Source organism: Methanolobus sp. (assembly GCF_030682845.1).
Taxonomy (GTDB): domain Archaea; phylum Halobacteriota; class Methanosarcinia; order Methanosarcinales; family Methanosarcinaceae; genus Methanolobus.
The window spans coordinates 1-2360 of record NZ_JAUXNK010000082.1 but is presented as its reverse complement, the minus strand read 5'-3'; the positions used below and the strand labels follow the sequence as shown (position 1 = coordinate 2360).

1 protein-coding gene is annotated in these 2360 nt (G+C 37.6%); it reads left to right on the top strand.

Annotated features, from left to right (window positions below; translation table 11 throughout):
• Positions 1-460 precede the first annotated feature (460 nt).
• The gene (ltrA, locus tag Q8J68_RS11575) at positions 461-2266 is read left to right on the top strand and encodes a group II intron reverse transcriptase/maturase (RefSeq protein WP_305311671.1); all 1806 of its coding nucleotides are present in this window, start codon (positions 461-463) and stop codon (positions 2264-2266) included.
• The last annotated feature ends 94 nt before the right edge of the window (positions 2267-2360 follow it).

Sequence of the window (2360 nt, the reverse complement as noted above, 5' to 3'; positions counted from 1 at the left end):
TGGGATAATCCTACTATGATATGCGTCAAATTGGTAACATTGGGGTATAAAGCTCATAGGACAATGTGGAGAAGTTCAGAAGTCTAATCTGAATAATCTGCTAGGGTAAGAGTACTATGAAGAATATAAAATGAACCATTGTAAGAGCCGTGAAATTGAACAAGCGAAATTAGATTGATACGCTTGAACCAAAAGGTACAGAGTTAGACCAATATGGCTCTTCCGACATATTGGGAAATGGACATATGATTCTCGGTTTATAGATGGCTTCTAAGGTATTCACAATTATTCATATTATGGAACTTGGTAAGCCCTATATGTTCCCTTCAGGGTAGAAATCCTGTAAAGGATAACCATGACATGGAGGGTAAAGGAGAGAGTAAAAAGCGAATGACAGACTGCAATGGTATGTATAGGGGTTCAGGATTTGCCCTAATCCGAAAGGATGCAGACTTACTCTATGGTATCAAAACGTGAAAATGAAGGTATAACTATGAATGTAAGTTATTCAAATACGCTAACCGAAAAAGCAGAAGCACTTATTGGCAATCCCTCTGCATGGAATGAGTACAAGAGTACTACTTCCGAAAGGAGAGATAACAATGATGTAACCGCTAAATCGACCAGCGAGAAGCTTACAGATATGCCCAACTGGAATAACATCAACTGGAATTCCGTTGAAATGCATGTTAATAGAATACAAGTCAGGATCACGAAAGCAGTTATTAAAGGAAAATGGAATTTAGTTAAGAGACTAAGTTATTTGCTAACGCATTCCCACTACGCTAAACTGTTAGCTGTCAGGAATGTGATTTTGAATAAAGGGAAAAGGACAGCAGGAATCGATGGTGAACTATGGAATACTCCTAGTACCAAGATGAAAGCTGCCCTAAGTCTAACTGATAGGAGATATAAGGCAAAACCATTGAAAAGAGTTTATATCGAGAAATATGGGTCTTCAAAGAAACGACCGTTAGGTATCCCATCCATGTATGATAGGGCTATGCAATCACTCTATGCATTAGCACTAAGTCCGATTGCAGAAGTCACAGCAGATCAAAGGTCTTTTGGATTTAGAAAATTCAGAAGTACACATGATGCATGTAGTCAAATCTTCAACAACATGTCTCAAAAAAGGTCTGCACAATGGATACTGGAAGGCGATATCCGAGGATGCTTTGACAACATCAGCCACCAATGGTTACTAGACAACATCCCTATGGATATATCAGTTCTCAAACAATTCCTCAAAGCAGGATTTGTATTTGACCGAACTCTATTCCCAACAAGAGCAGGAACACCACAAGGTGGTATAATATCACCAATGTTGGCTAACATGACCCTAGATGGAATTGAAAGCCTACTGGCTGATAAATATCATCGAGGAAAAAGCGGAAAAATCGATTCAGACTATCGAAGAAAACACAAAGTTAACTTTGTTCGATACGCTGATGATTTTATCGTAACTGCAAAAACAAAAGAAATAGCAGAAGACGTTAAAGGACTGATTAAAGACTTCCTAAAGGATAGAGGTTTAGAACTATCGGAAGACAAAACAATGATAACTCATATAGACGATGGTTTTGACTTTTTAGGTTGGAATTTCAAAAAATACAAAGGGAAACTCCTAATCAAACCGTCCAAGAAATCCATTGAGAAAGTTACTAAGAAAATCAGTGACTCAATCAAAAAAGGAAAAGATTGGAAACAGGAATCCCTAATAGAAACCCTTAACCCAATCATTACTGGATGGTCAAATCACCATCAAGGAGTAGTATCCAAAGAAATATTCCAATTACTTGACAGCAGGATATGGAATATCCTATGGAAATGGGCTAAGAGAAGACACCCAATGAAAAATAAACACTGGATTGCCAATAAATATTGGCACAGAAAAGATACCAGAAATTGGGTATTCTCAACCAATGATAAAAGACTAAAACTCTTATCAGACAAAAAGATAGTTAGAAACCCTCAAATAAAATTTGATAAAAACCCATACCTAGATAGAGACTACTTTGTGAAACGCAAGTTCAATCAAGGGATCAAAAAATTATCTGGAAAATTCAAGAAAGTATGGGAAAATCAGAAAGGCAAATGCCCCATCTGTAATCTACTGATTGACATTAACACTAATGCTGATGATAGACCTCTACATCACACAAATGGAAATCACAATGATAACAGGGTATTAAACTTAGTCTATACACATGAACATTGTCATAGACAATATCATGCCAACAATCCGAAAATAACCGCTGCCTGAAAAGGTTATGAGATGCTTGAGCGGTGTGAAGGGAAACCTTCACGCACCGTTCTTAGGGGAGAAAGGAGGAGCAATCCTCCCGACTTACCCGACA